This is a genomic window from uncultured Winogradskyella sp. (assembly GCF_947501905.1).
Classification (GTDB): domain Bacteria; phylum Bacteroidota; class Bacteroidia; order Flavobacteriales; family Flavobacteriaceae; genus Winogradskyella.
Genome location: NZ_CANMXL010000004.1, coordinates 17,156 through 39,152 on the forward strand (window position 1 = coordinate 17,156; position 21,997 = coordinate 39,152).

Consider the following 21,997-nt stretch of genomic DNA (forward strand, 5'->3'; position numbering starts at 1 on the left):
CAAACTATTATTTTTGATTAACTAACCCAGTTATAAATGAAGATTATAGCCATGATTCCCGCACGATATGCGGCATCACGTTTTCCGGCAAAATTAATGCAAGACCTAGCAGGTAAGACAGTTATTTTAAGAACTTACCAAGCTACAGTTGCGACAGGATTATTTTCTGAAGTCTTTGTTGTCACTGACAGTGATATAATTTATAAAGAAATTATTTCTAATGGTGGTAAAGCTATAATGAGTATTAAAGCGCATGAGTCTGGTAGTGATAGAATTGCCGAAGCTGTTGCAAATGTAGACTGTGATATTGTAGTGAACGTTCAAGGAGATGAACCATTTACTGAAAGAGAAAGTTTAGCAAAAGTCTTAAGTGTGTTTAATGATGATGAAAACAATGAGATTGATTTAGCCTCTTTAATGGTAGAAATTAAAGATTGGGAAGAGATTGAGAATCCAAACACAGTTAAAGTTATTGTGGATCAAAATAACTTTGCACTTTATTTTTCCAGAAGCCCAATTCCTTTTCCAAGAGATAAAAGTGTTGCCTCTCATTACTTTAAGCACAAGGGCATATACGCATTTAGAAAACAAGCACTCTTAGATTTTACTGTTCTGCCAATGCAATTTTTAGAAGCTACGGAAAAAATAGAATGTATAAGATATTTAGAGTACGGTAAGAAAATAAAAATGGTAGAGACTTCTGTTCAAGGTGTAGAAATTGATACACCTGAAGATTTAGAGCGTGCAAAAAAACTTTGGAAGTAAGTGAAGGGAAATTTTAAGAACATAAAAGTAATAGGCTTTGATGCCGATGATACACTTTGGGTTAATGAGACTTATTTTAGAGATGCAGAGCAAGAATTTGCAAAATTGCTTTCTCAGTTTGAGACACCAAATAAAATAGACCAAGAACTCTTTAAAATGGAAATGAAAAATCTTCCACTTTATGGTTACGGTGTTAAAGGATTTGTGCTTTCTATGGTTGAGATGGCTTTAGAGCTTTCTAATCACACTGTTTCTAGCAAAACTATAGAGAAGATTCTGGATATTGGAAAGGATATGATAAACAAGCCAGTAGAGCTGCTAGATGATGTAGAGCATGTTTTAAAGCGTTTATTTGGCAGATATAAACTCATACTTGCAACTAAAGGAGATTTGTTAGACCAAGAGCGTAAATTAGAAAAATCCGGTCTAATAGATTATTTTCATCATATAGAAGTATTAAGTGAAAAAGAGAGTATTAATTATTCAAAATTATTGAAGCATCTAGAAATAAATCCTTCAGAATTTTTAATGATAGGTAATTCTTTAAAGTCAGATATTTTGCCTCTTGTAAATATTGGTGCTCTTGCTGCACATGTACCTTTCCATACAACTTGGCAGCATGAGACAGTTTCTGATAGTTCTGCTGCAAATGTAGACTATCTAACACTAAATTCTATTAAAGATATTTTAGAGTATTTAGATGAATAAATCAAAAGTTGATATTGCAAATTGGAACAGAAAGGAGCATTTTGAATTTTTCAATACGTTTCATGACCCCTATTTTAGTGTATGCTTTAAAGTAGAGGTGACTAAAGCTTATGAAACATCTAAAACTAATGGCGTATCATTTTTTGCTTTGTACTTATATGCTTGTTCTCAAGCATTAAATGCAATAGAAAATTTTAGATATAGAATAGATGAAGAAAACAATGTTATATGCTTTGATAAGATTCATGCGTCAGCGACAATTTTAAGACCAGATAATACATTTGGCTTTTCGTTTATAGATTTTGAGCAAAATTTTGAGCAATTCAATAATAATTATGAAGCAGAAAAATTTCGCATTTTTAATTCGAGTAATCTTTTTCCTCCAAAAAATTCATTAGATTGCTTTCATTGTTCAGCTTTGCCTTGGGTGAATTTCACAGGACATAAAGAGCCATTTTTTGGCGCTAAGGATTCTGTTCCTAAAATAGCTTTCAGTAAGACGGAAGTAATAGAAAAAAAACAGATGATGAATATAGCTGTATCTGTTAACCATGCTTTAGTAGATGGTTATCATGTGGGGCTATTTTCAGAAAAATTTCAATATTTTTTAAATCAATAGGTAGAACGCAAGAGTATTTATATTTTTGTTTTAGAAATAGATTAAATGAGTTTTAAAAACTTTCCAATGGTTTCTCGTGTCGTTTATGGCAGAGGTAGTTTCAATCAACTAGATGAAATTATATCTCCAAAGCGTCAAGGTAGGGATGCACCATTTATTTACTTTGTAGATGATGTGTTTAAAGGCAGTCACTGGTTAACATCTAGAATTTCTCTGTCTTATAAAGATAAGATTATCTATGTGCCAACAGATGAAGAGCCGAAGACTTCTCAGATAGATCAAATGGTAGAAGACATTATTCTTGAGTTTAGTGAGCATCCTTCTGGTATTATTGGTATTGGTGGTGGTATTGTATTAGATGTCGCTAAAGCGGTTTCTATTATGCTAACAAACGAAGGTGAATCTAAAGATTATCAAGGTTGGGATTTAGTAAAAAACCCTGCAATCTATCATGTTGGTGTGCCTACAATATCTGGTACAGGAGCTGAAGTTTCAAGAACGACTATACTTACTGGGCCTGAACGTAAACTAGGCATTAATAGTGATTATACACCTTTTGACCAAGTTATTTTGGATCCAGAATTAACAAAAGATGTTCCTAAGGACCAATGGTTTTATACAGGAATGGATTGTTTTGTACACTGCATTGAGTCATTAAATGGGACGTTTTTAAATGCTTTTAGCCAAAGTTATGGTGAAAAGGCATTTGAGATATGTAAAGAAGTCTTTCTTGAAGATACTTTATCTGCTGAGGAGTCACAAGATAAATTAATGATGGCTTCATGGCACGGAGGTATGAGTATTGCTTATTCCCAAGTTGGTGTTGCCCACGCAATGAGTTATGGTTTAGGTTACCTTTTGGGTATTAAACATGGTATTGGTAATTGTATAGTTTTTGATCATTTAGAAGCATTTTACCCAGAAGGTGTAAAACTGTTCAAGCAGATGAAAGAAAAACACAATATTATATTACCAACAGGTATTTGTGTAGATTTAGATCAACATCAATTAGATATTATGATAGATGTAGCCCTAAGCTTAGAACCACTTTGGGAAAATGCTATAGGTAAAAATTGGAAATCTAAAGTTACGCGACAAACTTTACAAGAATTATACTTAAAGATGTAGCATGAAAGCTTTAGCAAGATTCATCTACTTTAAACTTCTTGGGTGGAAAGTCGTTGGTAATACTAACTTCTCAAAAGATACCGTGAAAAAAGCCGTGATTATTGCTGTGCCACATACCAGTTGGCATGATTTTTTTATAGGTTTATATCTTAGAAAAGTTACTGGAGTTAAAACTAACTTTGTTGGAAAGAAAGAGCTTTTTATTTTTCCGTTTGGCTATTATTTTAGAGCAGTAGGCGGAAAACCTTTAGATCGTACTTCTGGTCAGAATAAGGTAGAGGCTATTTCGAAATTGTTTGAAGAGGAAGATGAATTCAGATTGGCCTTAGCTCCGGAAGGAACACGAAAAAAAGTTAAAGATTGGAAAACAGGATTCTATTATATAGCAAAAGCAGCACAAGTTCCTATAATTATGTTTACACTAGATTTTAAGAATAAGCAAAATAAAGTTTCTGAACCTTTTTATACCACTGACGATAAAGAGGCCGATTTTAGATTTATGCGTTCATTTTTTGAAGGTGTAGTAGGTAAGGTACCAGAGTACTCTTAAATTTTCCTAGTTTTTAATTTCTTTTCCTTTGGTTTCTCTTCTCTTTTGTTCCCTGGAAATATTAACGATGTACTCGCGTAAGTTGTACCAAAATTTGTATTGGCATAATATACTTGACTTATAGCATCTTCTACTTGCTTTTCAGATAATTCTCTTAATGGATGTATAAATGCAGACCAAATTATGCCTTCTGAAATGGCATATTTTACGTCTAATGCTGAATGAAAATTGGCAATCAATGCATTTTCTAGCATGTTTTTCTCTAAGCTTATTGTTTCTGCAATAGGCGAGATAATACGCATTCTGTTATTTGTAGAATCGGTAAGCACGATGAAAACAGTTTCCTTAATATTAAATTGCCATCTTCCATTCTCTCCTTCAACCTTATCGCTTACTTCATTCATGATTTTACCTAACTTATCATTAGTCATTTCTTGAGCAGAAACATTAAAGGCTAAAAGGCTTATAATTAATAATGCTAATCTTTTCATTTTTAATTGAATTTATAGTTACTATAAAGTAGTCGATAAATAATTCACAACTAACAATCATTTATGGCATAAGCTTTGATATATAATTAATAAAGCAATGAAACATAAAATAAACCCTAGCGTCACTAGAAAGAAACATTGCAAAATAAAAAAGGCTACCAATTAAATTTGATAGCCTTTTTCATTACATATTTAAATTATTTTACTTCTCTTAGAGCATTGTCAATAAGAGTTCTTAAATGCTGCTTATGCGCTTTTGAAGATACATTTCCATTTGGCGCAGCCATAGTTCTAATACTCTTTAAATTATAAAGTGCCATAGATTTTGCATTATTAGTAAATCTGCCACTTTGCTTACCTGTTAGCATATCTATAAGCATGTTTGTATACTCTAGTTGTAAGTTTTGTCTAAACGAATTTACATTACCGTATATATCAGCCTTAAAAATAGCATTATTAAGATCAGACATAAACGTAGATAACTTATACTCATTTCCATAAAGCTCACTATCGGTAATACGTTGTAGTGTGTTTGGATGAAGAATATGTATCAATACGCCTCTTTGGTAGTTTAATACTTGTCTGTGGATTTTTGGATCTTCAGGACCTCCAAAGAAATTATAACCTCTACGTTGCATCGCTAGATAATTATACAAATCACTAGGCGCATCAAAAGCGTTTGGAGCAAAAACATAAGTTTTTAGGGCATTCATTGCTCTTTTTTGATCTTCTAAACTTACAGGCGTGTAAGGTTTTGTGGCACCTTCTTGCCCAACCATGGCACGATCAACATAGACACCTCCAATAAACCTAGAAATCACATTACCAGCTGTAGCACGCTGCCCACTTAATATGTAGTAAGCTCGCCGCATCTCTTGAAATGATTCACCACGCTTTGCAAACTTATTTTTAATATCACCCATCATTTCATCAACAAGTTTAAATCGGTCTATAGAGTAGCTTATTTGGTCGTTAGATAAATCTCCAATCATAACACGTGGGTCTATAGCTTTTCCTGGAGCACGCATATCATCTGCATCATTTCCAAAAATTAATTCTGGTCTTGTAGATTGATTCAATAATGCTTCTTTTTCTGCACCAGTTTTAAAAGGTGTGTAACCAAATTGAATAGCCCATACATCATATGGACCAACTGAAGTATCATAGTACTGACCTTGCTTACTTCTATCATTTGTTAAATTAATGCCTGCATAATCCATTACAGAACCTGTAAGGCACTTGCCTTCTATAAAACTAGCATCTGCTAATTGTTCTGGAGAAAATAACTGACTGGCTTTCATGTTATGGTTAAGACCTAGAGTATGACCAACTTCATGCATAATTAAAGCAATCATGGCTTCTTTTTTCATTCTAGCCATTTCTAAATCATCAGCACCTGCAACTTCCAAAACAGCTTGGCCAAACATTGTGTTCTCATGCATGACATGACCTAAAGAACAAAATACTTTATTATCTCTTAAAAATTCTGATGCATCAAATGCTTTTGGTTTTGCAGATAATTCAAATAACTTGTCATACATTACTCTATTTGTAAAGTGTACATACTCAAGCATAATATCTGCACCCATAATTTCTCCTGTTTTTGGGTTTACAAAACTAGGACCATAGCCACCAAATGGTGGGTTTGGAGATGAGGTCCAGCGCAAAACGTTATAATTAATATCTCCAGCATCCCATGTTGCATCATCAGGTTGCATTTTTACAACCATTGCATTTTTAAATCCTGCTTTTTCAAAGGCTTTGTTCCATTCTAAAACACCTTGCTTTATAGTCTCTCTCCACTCAACTGGTGTAGAGTTTTCCATCCACCAAGTAATAGGTTTTACAGGTTCTGAGATAGCAGCACTAGGGTCTTTTTTCTTAAGATTCCAACGGTGAACTAAATCTCTGAAAGGTGTAGAGTTTGTTGCTGTTTGGTCATTGACTTGTGTTGTGAAATAACCTACACGAGGATCGTCTAGACGGATTTCATAATCATTATCTGGCATAGCTATAAAACTATGGAAAACTTGGACACTTACATTTCTGCCATCTGCTATAGCAGATGAGCCGCCATTTATAGCTGAAGATTTTGAATAGACATATTCTACCTCTAGATTAGTGTTGTCTTCGTAATTATTTATGGCTTTTACTGTAGTCTTATTTTTATCTAAATTTCCAAGTGTAAATGCAAAAGGAGATTGACCAGGAAATCGTGGGCGTTTTAATTGCCTCAGAGTTTCTTTCATAAAAATATCACCTGCTTTGATTAGATATTCTCCGGCGTCTTTATCATGTGCTTCAATTTTTAACGAAGCCATTTTACCATTAGTAACATTGGCCTCTTTTGAACGTGAAATCGCATTATTATCATCAAAATAGAATGATGTATTCTGACCTTCAAATTCCAATTTATTGAAATGTTTATTAATTTTAAAAACTTTGGAACCCCCATATGCACCACGGAAAAGACCTGCATCCGTACTTCCATTAGATACTTGACTAAAATAAATATATTCTTTTCCAATTTGGTCGTCTTTTACTATCATATGAAGTGCCCCAGTTACAGTATCTTCATACACTGTAAAGAGACCTTCAATCTTTTTGCTAGATTTTGTGAGCTCCTTAATTGATTTCTCTTTTTTCTTAGGTGGTTTTGGAGCCTCAGCTTCAGTTTTGTCTTTTTTTCTTTTTTTCTTTCGTTGTGCGTTAGCATTTTGCGGCATTACAAAAACGCATAAAAGAAGTGCCATTGAAAAGTACTTAATGGCCCTGATTGATGTCATTTTCATGATTATAAATTTAGATTAGTGATATTTTAAATTCTGAAATAGAATAGTTTAACAATATATAAAATATGCATCTTTCTATAAGTTAACGATTGTTAAAAGATTAGTTTTTGGTTTCAAATTTTGAAAGTAAAGTATTGGTTTGTTTTTGTAGTTTCTTTTTAAAAAAAGAAGTGCGACCAATTATTTTTCCTTTAAGACCAAAAGCTTGTGAAGCCCATCTATGTAGGTTAAATGTATCTACATGTTTTATAATTAACCCATCTTTAAATTGAAACTGAGCAGAAATCTTATTATGTACTTTTCTTCCCGTTTTACTAAAATTATATTTTGCCTCCCATCTTGCAGAGCCAATATCTTCATTAGTTTCAATATTAGAAAAAGTGACTATAAATTCCTTTCCTTTCTGAGATGCGCAAAGCATACGCCACATGTTTTTAGCATGCTCACCATGCAAAATACCAAAAGCTGGATCTTCAAAAACTATATCTTCATGATAGCAATTTGCCATGGTCTCAGCATCTAAATCCGCAAATGCGGTATAAAAAGTTGTCACTAATTTTTCCATGTTTTAAAGCTACAAAAATTAAAATCATTTGTTAAAAAAATCTAAAATCAGATTTGCGACGTATATACAACATCCCCTTTTTATTTTAATGGATTAATTTAAAAAGAAAAAAGGCTATCATTTGTTTGATAGCCTTTTTGATTATTGCAATTTCATAAATTGCTTTCTTTTTCTCCTATCACTCATCATTATAAATGTTCCATCATTATATGTTCCGAAGTATGGTAAATAGTAGGTTTTACCTTTATTATCTTGAATTTTATCATATTTTACTTCTCCGTCTATATTGAATACAATATCGTAAAGTGAAGATGATTCAAACCACCCCTTTGATACTTTAGTACGCCCATCTTTTTTCTCTGTTAAATTTTTACCTGAGTTTAAGATAACATGAAGCTTTTCGTCTTTTAAGAATACATTATAAGATGGAATATTTGAGTTTTTAAAAATACTTCTTCCCCAATCTAATTCACCGGTGTTATTAAACTTAAGAATTAAGATATCGTTATAGTGGTAAACCGTTTGCCAGTAACCGCCACCATTCATTCCATTAGAAACATACGTTTGAGTAACAAAAAACTCTTCAGCAACAAGGTATGTATTTCCTATTGCGTCTTCAATGATATAGTCGGTATAAAAGTTTGAAAATTCTTTGCCTTTCTTCTTTTTCCTTTTTGCTTTTTTATCTCTGTATAAATCCTGAAAAACTTGTTGAGGTAACTCAAAACTTTTTTTATCAATGACATTTAAATTATCTTGACTTAAATTAAAACTACATCCACCTTTAATTTGTCCAGAATTTTTTTCAGAATAGAAGCCAATTAACTGAAGACCTTCATTATTTTGAATAATATTTAAAGAGCTTATATGTTCGTTTTCTAGCGAAATTAGGTTACTTGATACATTATCGTTAGAGATTTTATAAATTACAAATTGGTAATTAGCATCACCCTTATTTTTTTCGGATTTTCCAGTTTTATAAAGCTTACCTAAACTATATGCAGTTGCATTATCTGTAACCACTAAATCATTAAACTCAAAAAACTTGTTTTCGCTACGACTATAAGATTTTTTGTAAACCAGTTCTAGTGTTTCTGTATCAAAAACATGAATAGTATAAGAGTTAGAGTTTTTCTTTACATCATCTGTAGCCATTGCTATGTATAAACCGTTTGGCGAAATTGAGAAGCTGGTTTCTCTTTTCATACCTCCAGAAAACAGTGGGAATTTCTTATCTATTGTTTTACTGAGTAATTGTTTTTTACTGTGTTTTTTAGTTTTGATATTAAATGTGTGGCAATAGATGATTCGTTCCTTTTTCTTTGGAGAAAAGAGTGTAAAGATTTTTATTTCATCTTTATAAGTGACATTACTTTTGTAAACTTCTTTTTTGTTACTCTCTATTTGTGTAGAGAATGTTTTGTTAAGCTCATTATCAAAGACATCAAATAGTATATTTTTTTTACTTTGTCTAATTATTCCTGTTTTACCATCTTCTGTAGTATGTATGGCAAGGGCTCCACCTGCCTTTACTTTATCTTTAAATTCAATACTTTCGCTAACATTTAGTGAGGTTGTTTGAGCATGAGCAGTAATATATAGGCATAAAAAGGCTAGTAGGTAAAAGTATTTATTCATGTGTTTTGATATAAAATTAAAGCTAAGAAGCGCTATATGCTTCAAAACTTAGAGTAGTTAATAAATTAAATATGTATGCAATTTGGAAAGATAATTCTTATGTAGATTCTTCCATAGTGTGATATACATTCTGTACATCATCATCCTCTTCAAGCTTTTCTAATAGTTTTTCTACATCTAGGGCTTGCTCAGGAGTTAGTGGTTTAGTGACTTGTGGAATACGCTCAAAACCAGATGAAATGATCTCGATATTGTTTTCTTCTAAATACGATTGAATACTTCCAAAGCTTTCAAATGGTGCATAAATCATGACACTGTTTTGTTCATTACCATCAGCATCTTCATCGGTATCTTCAAAAATTTCTTCCACACCAAAATCTATAAGTTCTAGTTCTAGTTCCTCTAAATCTAATTCTTCGCCTTTAATTTTAAAATTACAGGTATGGTCAAACATAAATACCACAGAACCAGATGTACCTAAGCTACCATCTGTTTTATTAAAATAACTACGAACATTTGCTACAGTTCGCGTATTATTATCTGTTGCTGTTTCTACAAGTACAGCAATACCATGTTGCGCATAGCCTTCAAAAAGAACTTCTTTATAATCGCCTTGACCTTTTTCGCTTGCCTTTTTTATGGCACGTTCTACATTGGCTTTAGGCATGTTTACAGCTTTGGCATTTTGTATAACGGCGCGTAAACGTGCATTACTTTCTGGGTGTGGTCCACCTTCTTTTACAGCCATTACAATATCTTTGCCAATACGCGTAAAGGCTTTGCTCATAGCCGACCAACGTTTCATTTTACGTGCTTTTCTAAATTCAAAAGCTCTTCCCATAATTTGTAGTTAAAAGTTAAAAAGTATATGAAATGTCTACAATTTTATAGACAAAACAAATTTAAAAAAATAAGTGTGGTTTGAAAATGATTTTAATCCTCTGGTTCAACAATAAAATCAATAGCTTTTGCAAGCTCAAAATCTTTAATAGTCACACCACCAGCATCATGTGTGGTTATAGATATTTTTAAAACATTATAGACATTAGACCAATCTGGATGATGACCTAAGGCTTCACACTCAAAAGCAATGCGACTCATTGCGCTAAAGCAATCTTTGAAGTTTTCGAATTCAAATTCTGCATGAAGTGCATTATCAAAATAATCCCAATCTGGAAGTTGTAATAATTTTGCTTCTATAGTGTCTTTATCAAGTTTTTTCATGAGAAATAGTTTGTATTAAAATTAACCAATTACAATAAGTATCACAAAATTACTTTTGCAGCTCCTTTAAAACAATATCGCTGGTTATCTGAAGGTGTTTTGGCAATTTATTATACTTTGGCAAAACAGCTAAATAACGGTCTTCGTTAGTAGTATAAACCTGTTTTAAAGATACTTTTGTTTCTGTAATGTTAGAGATGATTTGTTGAATAAACTCATCATGATGTACCAAATCTGTACTTCCAAGGTGGAATACACCAGACTTGTTTCTATTGATGATATAATGAATTTGCTGTGTTACTTTTTTGTCAAGCGTTACATTCATTATTAAGTTTGGAAAAATCTCGACAGCTTCTTTTTCTGAAATCAGCTGCTTTATTTCTTGTATCCTTGGGCAGTTAGCTCCAAAAACCATGGGCAAACGCAAAATTGCCACTTGACGCTTTGGCATGCGCATGAGCATATTTTCGATTTTTATTTTGAAATGTCCATAAATACTATGACTTAAGGTTTTATCCGTTTCGTAACTTGGGTATTTACTATAGGCATCAAATGCGTTAGCAGAAGACAGAAATATAATTTTTGAACCATGTTCTAAAGCATATTCTGTTACATGTGCATGTGCTATGGTTTGTGCATGAAAATCGCCACGCAATGCAGAAATGATAATGTTTGGTTTTGTAGCTTCAAGAATTTCGTAAATATCATCTTCTTCTACATTGTATTGGAAAAAGTGTTTATTATTTTCAAATTCCTTTTTAGGTGAAAAATAGGTGCCGTAGGTGTTGAAATACATACAAAGCTCTTTGTATATGGCATTGCCTAGGTAACCACTAGCACCAAGAACCAAGATTCTGTATTTCTTTTCTATCTTCTTCATTAATCTTACAACGCTAAGAACAGAAATTTAGCCTTTATAAAATGGTAATTTTACCACAGTTGCAGGAATCGCTTTTTTACGTACCTGTATATTAATTTTACTATCCGCTGAGGCAAATACACGCGGCACATAACCTAAACCAATACCAATACCTAGACTTGGGCTCATGGTACCAGAAGTCACACGACCAATAGTTCTTCCAGAGCTATCAACAATATCGTAACCGTGACGTGGAATACCACGCTCATCAAGTTTAAAAGCGACTAATCTATTATCAGGTTTGCGTTCTTTTTCGGCTTGTAACGCTTCACTATTTGTAAAGTCTTTATTGAATTTGCAAACCCAACTTAAACCAGCTTCAATAGGCGAAGTGGTATCGTCTATATCATTGCCGTACAAACAATAACCCATTTCTAAACGAAGTGTGTCTCTCGCTGCTAATCCGATGGGTTTAATGCCAAAATCAGCACCAGCTTCAAGCACTTTATCCCAAATTTGTTTGACTTCAGAATTCTTGCAATAAATCTCAAAACCGCCGCTCCCGGTGTAACCAGTTGCAGAAATAATCACATGTTCTATACCTGCAAAATCACCAACTACAAAATTGTAGAAACTGATTTCAGATAAATCATAACTAGATAATGATTGCATAGCTTCAACTGCCTTTGGACCTTGAATAGCTAGCAGTGAGTAATCTTCACTTAAATCACGCATGTCGGCACCGACATCGTTTTTAGAAGCAATCCAATTCCAATCTTTTTCGATGTTACTAGCGTTAACAACTAGGAGGTAGGTTTCCTCTTTTATCTTGTAGATAATTAAATCGTCCACAATGCCGCCATCATCATTTGGTAAGCAACTGTATTGTGCTTTACCGATTTCTAATTTTGACGCATCATTACTCGATACTTTTTGTATTAAATCTAGTGCATTAGGTCCTTCGATTAAAAACTCACCCATATGAGAGACATCAAAAACACCAACAGCTTGTCGCACGGTTTCGTGTTCTATGTTTACACCTTCGTATTGTACAGGCATATTATAACCAGCAAAAGGAACCATCTTTGCGCCCAAGGCTTCGTGTGTTGCAGATAATGCAGTATTTTTCATGTTATACGAATCAAAATTTGAAGTGCTAAATTAAGGATTTTTTTAGAGGAAGTGTATTTGAATTAAGAGATTGTTATAGGTTATTTTTGATTGCGTTTTTATGTGTTATATCATATGTTGGCGTTAGTTTTTTTTAGATAGTCGGCGCAACCATTTTATTTTTATAGCATCTACATTATGAATCCTTTAAACAAAAAACATTTGTTATGAAAAGAATTACTTTACTTTTAATATTAGGAATTATATCTACAACTTCATGTAATCAAGAGACTTTAAATAGTAATAATAATAATTCAGAATTTTTATTATCGAATATATACGTTGGTTCCAGCGAAGAACCTCGTTGGACTTATAATTACGACGAAAATAATCAAGTCGAAAGCATTATATATAATAATAATCCCAATACTACTTATTTTTATTCATATGATAACACAAGTCGATTAGTGGAAATTATTCAATCGCCAGCTAATTTTTTTGATGATGGTACTCAAGAGGATGGTTATATAAAGACAACATTTTCTTATACTAATGAAAATGATTTTGTTGGATACTTTGAATATTTCGATAATGAAAATATAGTATTTAATGATTTCTATATAAAATATAGTTTTGAAGGGGATTTACTGAAATCATATAAAATTTATGCGAATGATGAGAATAATCCAATTAAAGAATTGACTTATTATCATGATAATGAAGGTAGATTAACACATTATGATGAATTTAAAGACTGGTTTGTGCCTAATAGAGTAGAGAGGACAGAAATTATTTCTTGGATAGAAGACTCTAAACCTTTTACACTTAACTTTAGTAAAGATCCTTTTTTTTCTTACTTAAGGTACTTTCCAAATAAATATATTTCCACAAATCTAATGGACGAATTTACAACATATGATGTAGATACAAATACTGGTGAACCAATATCCGCATCAAATTCGACATTATTCTATAACTATGAATATGATAATGACAACAATATAATTTGGTCTGGACTAGGTAGTGTCAATACTTTTTGGACTTATGATTATATGCAAGCTAATTAATCTAACTCGAGATAATGATTATAACATTTGTCCAACATTTTAAGGAAAACTCAATTATGGAATTATTACTATTTCGTTATCCTCTAAAGATATAATTCTTCCAATTGCATGTGGTAATCATACTGCAAATCTTCATGAAATGTAGAGATTTTCTTCTCTATAGCAACAATCTGTCTTTGGTAAAGATTATCAAGGGTTCGGTTTCGATGAATGTTAGGTTTAAGCTCATTTAATCGTTGACAAAAGTAGAGGAGAAGTTCTACTTCGGTAGTTTTAGTAATACTATAGCGGCTAAAGGTTTTTATAAGTCTTAATATTTTTCGGATGGTTTTTTTCATATAGAAATAGCTATCCGTATTCATACTTTCAAAATGCTCGTCTAGGGTTTCTTTAATGCTTTCGATATAGCTTTCTTCATCGCGAGCCTGAAAGAGTAAATAGGTAAGTAACTCCTTGTTTTCTTTCTTAAATCGCCCTAATCGTAAGCATAATTGTAATAAATCTTCTTTTTGAAGATGTTGTAATTCCTTTTTTATGGTGACGATTGTGGCTGCTTTCATGCTATAGATTTAAAGCTTTTAAAACTTGTGCTTTATAAGTTTGTCCAATAGGGACCTTATGCGAATCTACGGTAATTTGATTACCTGAGAGTTGATTCATCTTATTTAAATTGATACTAAAAGATTTGTGAACCCGAATAAAATGAGCTGGTAATTGCGCAATAAAACCTGAAAATGTACTGTGTGTGATTATCGTTTTATCTTCCAAATGCACTTTAACATAATCTCCAAACGCTTCAATAAAATTAATATTGGAAAAGAAGACTTTATGTAAGGCCTTGTTTTCTTTTAGAATCAAGAAATCTTGTTTTGGCTGTAGTGCTTTTTCATTTAAAACTTTATTAATCGCTGTTAGAAAGCGCTCATAAGGAATAGGTTTTAGTAAATAATCGGTGGCATTTACCTCAAAACCCTCCACTGCATATTGCGGATAGGCGGTTGTAAAAATAACAGCTGGTGGATGCTGCAAACTTTTATAAAAATCTAAACCTGTTTGCTTAGGCATATTAATATCTAAAAACAATAAATCTACGGCTGTATTGAGTTGTAGATATTTAAAGGCTTCCGCAGCATTATTGCAAGTCTGTTTAAGCTCTAAAACTTCGGTTTGTGAGATAAAATGTTGTAATACCTTTTGAGACGATAATTCGTCATCCACAATAATACAGCTTATGTTTTTAGAGTTATTCATTTTTTAGATTCAGAGTCACTACAAATGTTTTGCCTGTATATTCAATATTAAGATTATGCTTGTCCGGATAGACCAAATTAAGGTTATTCCTTAAATTTTCTAATCCCACACCAGAATAGTTGTCGTCTAGATTATTCTGAGCATTGCCATTTGTATTTTCAATTCTAAACTTAAAATCAGATGCTTTTTGGATGAACTCTATCTGAATTTTGTCTGAAGTATTATCTCCTGAAAAGCCATATTTGTAGGCATTCTCTATAAGTGGTAGTAGAAGCATAGGATATATTTTGAAGTTCTCATCTTCTATCTCCACAACTAAATCTACCGTATTTTCTGAGTGACCACGATATTTTTGAAATGAAATATAGTTTTTGAGTAATTCTAATTCATTCTTTAGTGTCACACGCTCAGTATCCGAATCGTAAATCACATATCGTAGAATATCTGAAAGCTCTACAATGGCTGTTTTTATATCCTCCTTTTTTTCTAATGCCATAGCATAAATAACATTAAGAGAATTGAATAAAAAATGTGGATTTATTTGCGCGCGTAGTGCCGATAACTGTGTTTGTATTTGTTGATTTTGAAGCTTTAAAACCTTGTTCTCATTGGTGTTATAATAGAACCAATCTTCAGTTAGTTTAAATAGTGTTGTGGCTACTAAAATAATACCATAAGTCAAGTAAACATTAGCTTCTGATAAATAAGAGACAAAGAAATATTTTGGAAATAAAGTATCTAATATTGAATTAAAAAATTGTGTATTTAAGAATGAGAACAGGTAGAAATTCAGAATGAAAAGTATACTATAAATCGCATAGCGTTCCTGCTTTAAAAACTTAGGAATGAGAATATAGAAGTTAATTGAAACAGGTATTGCTACTATAACTAAAAATACTATAGTATAGATGTAATCTGCTGTAATTGGTATTTTCCCTTTTGAAAAAATAAAGAGTAAAATGAGAAATGCCAAAAACCACAGCACTCCATTAAATAATAGAGGTCTGTGGTAATTGCTACGTTGTAAAATGGTCTTTATATTAAGGCTTTGCATTAGCTGGCTTTAAAGTATAAATATCATCATTATCCCATTTGTCTTCAAAATCTGAAGCCATAAATTTCTTAAGAAAATTGTGTAATTCTTCACTACTAGCGGTTAATACAAGGTCTTCATCTATACCGGTTATTTCATGCTTTAAGCGTAATTTCTTTTGTTCAAATAGAGCACTTATTGCTTTTTCGGACAACCATTTTAGAGTGATAGAATCATCGACATTAATTTCTACCAAAGCTGTAGAATGTGTTTTTAAAAGATGTTGGCCTACAAGTTTACTAATGTCATCGCTATCAAATTCAAAAGGTGCAAAATCTATAAAAAGATGATTGTCAACTTTGAATGGAACACCTATAAACAAGGCTTCACTTTCTTTTTTTACGTACTTTATAAAGTACCCATTTTTATAGGTTTCATATAGCTTAATATCTTCTGCTGATAGTTTAATACCTTCCTTATTCTCTTTTTTAAATTCTTCTTCAAAAGATAATACTTCCCAATTGCCATTTTTGTTATCCGTCCAATTTCCAACTAGAGCGGCATCATACTTAATTTCGTTTTTAACATAAAAAGGTTGAATAGATTTTACTATACATGAGCTGAATAACAAAAACCCCATTACTAATACTACAATTCTTGATTTCATAATTCTTTGTTTTAAAAGTTTCAGCTAAACTCATATAAAAGACAATGAGTTGCAACGAATTTCGATAAACACGTTGCAACTCATGCCAAACACTTAAAAGTGCTATTTTATACAAATATTATCTTCCTTTTCTTCCATCTATAGAGAAAGAACCTGGTCCAGCTAAAAAGATAACTACAAAAGCAAAAAGGAATAATAATGCTTTTTCTTTTGTACCTATTGGATCATTTGCATGAACTACAAAAGCTGCAACTGCCATAGTTATAGCTGCTGGAACTGCTGCTAATTTTGTTTTTAAACCCATAATAATTAGCACAGGCGCTAGGACTTCACCAATTAAAGCTAGAATAAGTGTTGGCATAGAACCAATACCAAAAGGGTCAGGAAAGCCTGAAGGGTCTGATAATCTGTTTATTTTTGGAATTCCATGAGTAAGCATTAGCCCACCAAAGCCTAAACGTAAAATTAATAAGGCTAAATCGTTATAATTTTTTTTCAAAATTGTTGATTATTTGGGTTAGTAATAGTCTAAAGATATAAAAAAAGCACCTTTTACTAAAGGTGCTTTTTACTATGAGTATGTAAACTATTGATTTATAAATGGATTGCTCCATTTTTCATTAGTGTAAATATCATTACCAGCTAAGGTTCTAATAAAAGCTATAACGGCATTGCGTTCTTCATCTGTAAGGTTAAGCTGTTGACCATTACCATTTGGTCTTAATCTAGGGTCTAAATTAGTATTACCAGCCAGACTTATGTCATTATAATGATTGAGTACTGTTGCCATTGTATTGCTATTACCTATATGCATAAATGGTCCATTACTTGTACCATCTGTTTTTACAACATCTCTAAGCGTAGGTGAGCGGGTGACGTCCAAGTCTGCCCCAGAATTATCGATACTACCAATAACACCATTGTTAAGAGAATTTGGGTCGATGCTAAATTCTGGTGCTTGATGACAACCAGCACAGCCAATACCGCCATTAGTTCTTATCCCCTCATTATTGAACACGGGCGGTTGTAAAAACAGCTGTTTGCCTAAATTTTCCTGTTGAGTAAAGTTGGCAAATGGTTGCCCATCGTTATTTGCATTGGCTCTGCCTTCGTCATACTTGCTGTCAAAGGATTGTATGCTACGTATAAATTGTGCTAAGGCATCTTGTATACGTGCTTCATTAATAGTTTCGTTTCCAAAAGCGCGATTAAACAATTCTGGGTAATAATCGATAGCTTCTAATCGAGTAATTAAATCACTAAATGCCAAATCTCCATTTTCGCCACTAAAGCCCATCTCTACATGATCTTGTATTGGCATTGTGGTTTGCGTTTCTAAAGTATTAGCACGTTCATCCCAAAAGAACCTTACTTCGTTTGAGAATCGTGCATTAACCAAACGCATGGAATGTCTTCCGGTGACACCATTGACGCCAAGGCTTGCTTGTGCATCGTCACTAAATGCAAATTCTTGCTTATGGCAACTTGCACATGAAATACTATTGTTTACAGATAAATTTTTGTCATAGAATAATACGCGTCCAAGCATGGCACCTTCATCTGTAATACTGTTGTTTCCTGTATTATCACGTGTAATGTAATTTGGAATGACTTGATTTGAATAATCTGGTAAAACGTCGAAGTTAGCAGTGAAGGTTTCAGAAAAATCGAATTCTGCATCTGGATTATTGGCTTCAACAGGTGTCAGATCATTATTGTCTGATGAACATGAGAATAATGCAATAGCAAAAAGGAGGAGAAAGGATTGCTTCATAGATAGATTAAATTGATTGTAGTTATATGACTACAACAAAACAGAATGGTTTAATGAGGTTTTGAAAAAATCAATAAAAAATCCTCAATAGGCTAATATTGAGGGTTTTAAATTTTAAAGAATTGATTTTTTTAGAAAAGATTTACGATTTTGCCTTCGTCTTCAGGTTTAATAATCACCAATAGTTTTTTAAAACCTAATGCCGTTTGTTTATATACTTTTGTGCCTACAGACCACTTTTCTTTACGTTTGGAGTTGGGCATCATAGGAAAGCCGTAACCAAAGTAGCTACCATCTGCTTTTGGACCTTTTACAATGAATTGGTTTCTGTTAGATGAATTGTTCTTTATTTTGAAAGAAATCCATTTAATATCATCTTTTTTCATCTTGTAGTTTGAAGATGATTCTACCATACCACCAGACTTTGTTTTTATTTTATTGTCTTTCGGAAGTTGGGTGTATAGTAATTTTCCGTCATTTGAGACATCTGCCAATAGGTATTTGGTTGGGTTAATTTTTATAGTTCCAGAATCCCAAAGATTCACAAATACCTTTTCGGCTTCTATGCTTGAAGCATCTATGTGACCTATTTCCGTGCCTAAACGTAACTCTTTTGTTTTTCCGTCTATAATTACCTTGCCAATATTTGCATTTACTCTTAAAACGTTATTATTTACATTGGTAATGACGGTTTTATCGTGTGTATCATGAACTACACGTTTTAGATTAGGCGCACCAATCTTGATGGTAATTTTTTGACTAGGCTCAATCCATTTTAGTTGACTAAAGTGAATGGTGCCATCTACAATTTCTGTGTCAATATATTTAAATAGGTTAGACTCTGTGGTAATTTCCAAACTTTCACTTGCAGAATTATCAATGGTTACATTGGCGTATAAATCTATTTTGATGGTTTCTACATTTTCAAACGGGAGCGTTCGTGTTTCCATGTTTTTGTTTCCTTTGATTTGTGCTATACCTGTGAATCCTACAAGTACTAGCAATAAGCTTAACTTTTTCATTTTGAGAATTATTTTTTTGTGGTTTTTGCTTCAGGATTATTGTAAACAACTTCATAGGTGAAGTTTTCTGACTGATATTCAAATTTTATGGAGCGATTTGGCTGATTTTGTAATTCGTACTCATCATTATTTACAAATTTGAATTTGATATCGTATTGCGCTGCTTGGAATTCTATTTTTGCTTCATAAATACTGTCATTGTTTTCATCTGTAAGTGATACTAATTCTTTCCAAGCTGGACTTGTAAATTGACCTCTCACACCAGGATTACTAATAGTATCTAGACCACGCATGTCTACTTTAAAATTAATGGTTTTGAGATGGGTTTCTTGCACACAACTTGTCATAACTAAGATTGCGATTAGAAAGAGAACTGATTTATAGTTTTTCATAATTTCTATGTTTTAAAGTTTAGTGTAACTATAGGTGTTTCTTACAAATTTTTCATCGCTGTCTAGATAAGAGACTTCTTTAGTCACGGTGTATGTAGAATCTGTTAAAGTATGTGTGATAAACATGTCGGCTTTTTTTCCGTTATCTCTGCTTTGGTAGGTGGTCACGAGAGTTTTAGCTCCATCATATTCAGTAAAACTTAGAACTTTCTCATTGCCAAAGTAGCTACCATTTTTTTTAATTTTTACAGAGCCTTTATGGTTTTTACTAGGCTCGTAAGTGTATTGTACATTAGAAATTATTTTGTCATCTTCAATTTTAAATTGCATAGTGGCATCAATAGTTTGTTGTTTGCCAGATTGGTAGTCTTTGTAAGTCAAAGTGCCTTTCCAGCTGGTATTGTTCATACTTTCAAAATCTGAAAGCGAAATGGTATTCTGAGCATTGATAGATATTGCAATGAATAGTAAAGCGAATGTTGTTAATAGAGTTTTCATAATATGTTGTTTTGAATGATTATTTTAATTTTTTGCTGATGAGAAAGTCAAGTCCGAAGCGACCAGAACCAAGAGCTAGGTTATAAATGGCCACCCATAAAAAGCCCATTGCTGGTAGCATATTCCAAGCTGGCCCATTCCATTTTTGTAGAAAAATAGCAACGAGCATGGTACACATAATCAAGAAAGAAGAGATACGAGTACCAATACCTAGAGCCAATAGAATTCCGCCTACAGCTTCACTAAATGCACCCATCCAAGCAAAGAAGATTGGGAACATAGCAAAGATGCCTCCGTAAGCTTTAACGTCTTCCGGGAACCATGCGGCTACTTCAAATAGATTTAAGTTTTGACTATCTGGTGTCCATGGTACACCAAATTTATCGGCTCCAAAACCAATAGAGAGTCCAATGCCGCATCCGAATCTGATAATAAAGAAAACGAAGTCTGAAAGCCAGTTTTTCTGAACGGTAGGTGTAATTAAAAATTTGAGGAAAGACTTTAAACGTGTCATTGTATTTGTGTTTTAAAGGCTGACATACATCAGCGAGATTGATGACACAAATTTGCGACACAAACGTTCCGTGGACGACTTAAAGCGTACAAGGACGTCCTAAATACGATTTGAGACGTCTTATTTTAGTTGCGTTTTTAAATATTCGGTAGGAGAGAAGCTCGTAAGCTTTTTAAAGACACGATTAAAAGTGGCTTTGCTATTAAATCCACATTCTTGAGCAATACCTAGTAAGGATAATTGTTGTTGCTTATTTTCTTTGAGCATGTTTTTAAAAGCTTCAACACGATAACCATTTACAAAGTCGTTGAAGTTTTTGTTAAATCCAGAGTTTATAGTTTCCGATAATTGACCACGTGTCATATTTCCCATTTTCGCTAAGTCCGATAAGTTAAGCTCAGGATTTAAATAGGCTTTTTGGTCTACCATTAAATGATTTACGGTAGCAATATCTTCTTCAGAAACAGATTTGTGTTCTATATTATCTGTTTCCTCCGGAATACCGATGGTTTTTGGAGAAAAACTGAAATCTAATTTATTCAGTTTTGTGGTGTCTGTAAAGTAACCTTTGATTCCAACAAACAGGGTTACCATAGCTACTAGTAGATTAAGCCACCAACGTTCTTGATATCCTAATTCTACAAAGCGCGAACCAATAATATCTTGAACGGCACCGTAGAGAAACAAGACACTAAAGAGTACCAAAAAGGTTAAAATCCAATTAAGTTCTAGCTTATAGGTATTTGAAAAATATTGTATAATCTTTTTACGGTAACTATAAAATAACTGAAATGTAAATGCCAAATACAATAGCATAAACGGCGGTTCTATATAAGACATAATGCCCAAAATGTATTCTTCGTCTAGAGAAATTTTTAGCACACCGTTCTGAGTATCATTAAAACCCGGTTGTAAGGCGTCGTATGTGTAAATTGAAAATCTATAGACTACAAATACTATGGCTAACGCAAAATGCCACCAATAACTTTTTTTGAACTTAAAATTTGAAGTGGTTACAGACTTAACATACAAGTAAATTAATGGTGCCAATGCAATACCAATATTTATAAGAAAATAATTAATCTTTGTAGTTCTAAAAGCATCGTACCAGCCCATAAAACCCAACGTGTAACATGTTTGCGAGTAACTCGTTAATAACAGAATGAATCCCAAAAATAAATCTGAAAGAAGACGTTTTTTAAAATACCTACCGAATAAAAGACACACGAAGACAAGGCCTTGTAAAGCCAAAATTAAAAGTGGTAAACTCCAACGGTTAAAATCTGGAAACATTATGTGTTTAGTTTAAAACCTAAATGTATCTATTTTC

Annotated in this window: 25 protein-coding genes; 6 read left to right on the plus strand and 19 right to left on the minus strand. The window is 32.7% G+C overall.

The window, feature by feature from the left end; translation table 11 throughout:
- The first annotated feature begins 36 nt into the window (after positions 1 to 36).
- The 5 genes from kdsB to Q0770_RS09945 are packed head-to-tail and all read left to right on the plus strand — an operon-like array spanning position 37 to position 3,770.
- Positions 37 to 765: a 3-deoxy-manno-octulosonate cytidylyltransferase gene (gene kdsB / locus Q0770_RS09925; RefSeq protein ID WP_299116508.1), complete on the plus strand. Its 729-nt coding sequence runs from the start codon at positions 37 to 39 to the stop codon at positions 763 to 765.
- Complete coding sequence (locus tag Q0770_RS09930) at positions 766 to 1,473, plus strand: HAD family hydrolase (protein ID WP_299116510.1); 708 nt, start codon at positions 766 to 768, stop codon at positions 1,471 to 1,473.
- On the plus strand, positions 1,466 to 2,092 hold the full coding sequence (locus Q0770_RS09935; RefSeq protein ID WP_299116512.1) for a CatA-like O-acetyltransferase: 627 nt from the start codon (positions 1,466 to 1,468) through the stop codon (positions 2,090 to 2,092). Before Q0770_RS09930 ends, Q0770_RS09935 begins: the two co-directional genes overlap by 8 nt.
- A 45-nt stretch (positions 2,093 to 2,137) precedes the next feature.
- Positions 2,138 to 3,220, plus strand: a complete 1,083-nt coding sequence (locus tag Q0770_RS09940; RefSeq protein ID WP_299116514.1) for an iron-containing alcohol dehydrogenase family protein — start codon at positions 2,138 to 2,140, stop codon at positions 3,218 to 3,220.
- A 1-nt stretch (position 3,221) separates the two neighbouring features.
- Positions 3,222 to 3,770 carry a 1-acyl-sn-glycerol-3-phosphate acyltransferase gene (locus tag Q0770_RS09945; protein ID WP_299116516.1) on the plus strand — a complete coding sequence of 183 codons (549 nt, stop codon included), beginning with the start codon at positions 3,222 to 3,224 and terminating at the stop codon, positions 3,768 to 3,770.
- Here the strand turns inward: Q0770_RS09945 and Q0770_RS09950 are convergent.
- The 8 genes from Q0770_RS09950 to gcvT all read right to left on the minus strand — a co-directional run bounded on the left by Q0770_RS09950 (position 3,767) and on the right by gcvT (position 12,470).
- The gene (locus Q0770_RS09950; RefSeq protein WP_299116518.1) at positions 3,767 to 4,261 is read right to left on the minus strand and encodes a hypothetical protein; all 495 of its coding nucleotides are present in this window, start codon (positions 4,259 to 4,261) and stop codon (positions 3,767 to 3,769) included. The two genes, Q0770_RS09945 and Q0770_RS09950, sit on opposite strands and share 4 nt — an antisense overlap.
- A gap of 197 nt (positions 4,262 to 4,458) precedes the next feature.
- A complete protein-coding gene (locus Q0770_RS09955; protein WP_299116521.1) occupies positions 4,459 to 7,053 on the minus strand; it encodes a zinc-dependent metalloprotease in 2,595 nt (864 codons plus the stop codon).
- A 100-nt stretch (positions 7,054 to 7,153) separates the two neighbouring features.
- On the minus strand, positions 7,154 to 7,618 hold the full coding sequence (locus tag Q0770_RS09960) for a nuclear transport factor 2 family protein (protein WP_299116523.1): 465 nt from the start codon (positions 7,616 to 7,618) through the stop codon (positions 7,154 to 7,156).
- Between the two features lie 141 nt (positions 7,619 to 7,759).
- Positions 7,760 to 9,256, minus strand: a complete 1,497-nt coding sequence (locus Q0770_RS09965; RefSeq protein WP_299116525.1) for a hypothetical protein — start codon at positions 9,254 to 9,256, stop codon at positions 7,760 to 7,762.
- A gap of 97 nt (positions 9,257 to 9,353) precedes the next feature.
- Positions 9,354 to 10,097, minus strand: coding sequence for a YebC/PmpR family DNA-binding transcriptional regulator (locus Q0770_RS09970; RefSeq protein ID WP_299116527.1), 744 nt, complete (start codon positions 10,095 to 10,097; stop codon positions 9,354 to 9,356).
- A 92-nt stretch (positions 10,098 to 10,189) separates the two neighbouring features.
- On the minus strand, positions 10,190 to 10,480 hold the full coding sequence (locus Q0770_RS09975; RefSeq protein WP_299116529.1) for a 4a-hydroxytetrahydrobiopterin dehydratase: 291 nt from the start codon (positions 10,478 to 10,480) through the stop codon (positions 10,190 to 10,192).
- A gap of 49 nt (positions 10,481 to 10,529) precedes the next feature.
- Positions 10,530 to 11,360 (minus strand): sugar nucleotide-binding protein, encoded by an 831-nt coding sequence (locus tag Q0770_RS09980; RefSeq protein WP_299116531.1) that lies wholly within the window; start codon positions 11,358 to 11,360, stop codon positions 10,530 to 10,532.
- A 27-nt stretch (positions 11,361 to 11,387) separates the two neighbouring features.
- The gene (gene gcvT, locus Q0770_RS09985; protein WP_299116533.1) at positions 11,388 to 12,470 is read right to left on the minus strand and encodes a glycine cleavage system aminomethyltransferase GcvT; all 1,083 of its coding nucleotides are present in this window, start codon (positions 12,468 to 12,470) and stop codon (positions 11,388 to 11,390) included.
- A 206-nt stretch (positions 12,471 to 12,676) separates the two neighbouring features.
- Here gcvT and Q0770_RS09990 point away from each other — a divergent pair, with 206 nt between their 5' ends.
- The gene (locus Q0770_RS09990; protein ID WP_299116535.1) at positions 12,677 to 13,516 is read left to right on the plus strand and encodes a hypothetical protein; all 840 of its coding nucleotides are present in this window, start codon (positions 12,677 to 12,679) and stop codon (positions 13,514 to 13,516) included.
- Positions 13,517 to 13,599: 83 nt separating this feature from the next.
- Here the strand turns inward: Q0770_RS09990 and Q0770_RS09995 are convergent, their stop codons facing one another.
- From Q0770_RS09995 to Q0770_RS10045, 11 genes are all read right to left on the minus strand, one after another.
- Positions 13,600 to 14,076 carry a hypothetical protein gene (locus tag Q0770_RS09995; protein WP_299116537.1) on the minus strand — a complete coding sequence of 159 codons (477 nt, stop codon included), beginning with the start codon at positions 14,074 to 14,076 and terminating at the stop codon, positions 13,600 to 13,602.
- Between the two features lies 1 nt (position 14,077).
- On the minus strand, positions 14,078 to 14,767 hold the full coding sequence (locus Q0770_RS10000) for a LytTR family DNA-binding domain-containing protein (RefSeq protein WP_299116539.1): 690 nt from the start codon (positions 14,765 to 14,767) through the stop codon (positions 14,078 to 14,080).
- On the minus strand, positions 14,760 to 15,821 hold the full coding sequence (locus Q0770_RS10005) for a sensor histidine kinase (protein WP_299116541.1): 1,062 nt from the start codon (positions 15,819 to 15,821) through the stop codon (positions 14,760 to 14,762). Before Q0770_RS10005 ends, Q0770_RS10000 begins: the two co-directional genes overlap by 8 nt.
- The gene (locus tag Q0770_RS10010; protein ID WP_299116543.1) at positions 15,808 to 16,467 is read right to left on the minus strand and encodes a hypothetical protein; all 660 of its coding nucleotides are present in this window, start codon (positions 16,465 to 16,467) and stop codon (positions 15,808 to 15,810) included. Before Q0770_RS10010 ends, Q0770_RS10005 begins: the two co-directional genes overlap by 14 nt.
- A gap of 118 nt (positions 16,468 to 16,585) precedes the next feature.
- Complete coding sequence (locus Q0770_RS10015) at positions 16,586 to 16,966, minus strand: DoxX family protein (protein ID WP_299116545.1); 381 nt, start codon at positions 16,964 to 16,966, stop codon at positions 16,586 to 16,588.
- Between the two features lie 87 nt (positions 16,967 to 17,053).
- A complete protein-coding gene (locus Q0770_RS10020; protein ID WP_299116547.1) occupies positions 17,054 to 18,241 on the minus strand; it encodes a cytochrome-c peroxidase in 1,188 nt (395 codons plus the stop codon).
- 131 nt (positions 18,242 to 18,372) lie between these two features.
- Positions 18,373 to 19,263, minus strand: a complete 891-nt coding sequence (locus Q0770_RS10025; protein ID WP_299116549.1) for a GIN domain-containing protein — start codon at positions 19,261 to 19,263, stop codon at positions 18,373 to 18,375.
- Between the two features lie 8 nt (positions 19,264 to 19,271).
- The gene (locus Q0770_RS10030; RefSeq protein WP_299116551.1) at positions 19,272 to 19,655 is read right to left on the minus strand and encodes a hypothetical protein; all 384 of its coding nucleotides are present in this window, start codon (positions 19,653 to 19,655) and stop codon (positions 19,272 to 19,274) included.
- A gap of 12 nt (positions 19,656 to 19,667) precedes the next feature.
- Complete coding sequence (locus tag Q0770_RS10035; protein WP_299116553.1) at positions 19,668 to 20,153, minus strand: hypothetical protein; 486 nt, start codon at positions 20,151 to 20,153, stop codon at positions 19,668 to 19,670.
- Between the two features lie 19 nt (positions 20,154 to 20,172).
- Entirely contained in the window at positions 20,173 to 20,667 is a 495-nt protein-coding gene (locus Q0770_RS10040; RefSeq protein ID WP_299116555.1) for a DoxX family protein, read from the minus strand.
- 120 nt (positions 20,668 to 20,787) lie between these two features.
- Entirely contained in the window at positions 20,788 to 21,960 is a 1,173-nt protein-coding gene (locus Q0770_RS10045; RefSeq protein WP_299116557.1) for an AraC family transcriptional regulator, read from the minus strand.
- Between the last annotated feature and the right edge of the window lie 37 nt (positions 21,961 to 21,997).